The sequence below is a fragment of the Methanobrevibacter sp. UBA188 genome, from assembly GCF_905234905.1.
Lineage (GTDB): Archaea > Methanobacteriota > Methanobacteria > Methanobacteriales > Methanobacteriaceae > Methanocatella.
This window is the reverse complement of record NZ_CAJOJM010000058.1, coordinates 10,063-10,538: the sequence shown is the minus strand read 5'-3', so window position 1 is coordinate 10,538 and position 476 is coordinate 10,063. Positions and strand designations below refer to the sequence as shown.

Here is a 476-nt window from a genome sequence, read left to right as displayed (position 1 = left end):
GATTTTGTGAATGGCTTTTGCAATAAGTGGAAGCAGGGATGTGAGCATATTTTTGTAGTAAAGTAAACTGCCTTTCTTGTTTTCGATAAAATTTTTAACTTCATCATAGGGAACTGGAGGATTGTCTTCCTGCAATTGTTCAAACTCTTTGGCTATTCTTTCTCCAACCATATCTGGCCTGGTACTTAACAATTGACCTAATTTGATGAAACTGGTTCCCAATTCCTGAAACATCATTCTTAAATTTTTTGGAAGCTCAGTATCGAGCATAATTTCATATTCATCATCTTTAGATGGGATAATCTTTTCTTTTACGCTTTTGTTAAGAAATTTTCCAAAGCCATATTTTCTTAAGGCTTTTGTGATTTCATGAAATCTTTTGTTTACTTCTCTGTTTACCATGATAATCCCCTTAATTTTTTTTTCTGATATTATCTTTTTACTTTATTTTTTATAAACATTCTTAAAAAATTTAT

Annotated in this window: 1 pseudogene; it reads right to left on the bottom strand. The window is 30.3% G+C overall.

Features of this window, described 5'->3' with window-relative positions:
• Positions 1 to 402: pseudogene (locus QZ143_RS08725) on the bottom strand (hypothetical protein); the annotation flags it as partial.
• Positions 403 to 476: the final 74 nt, after the last annotated feature.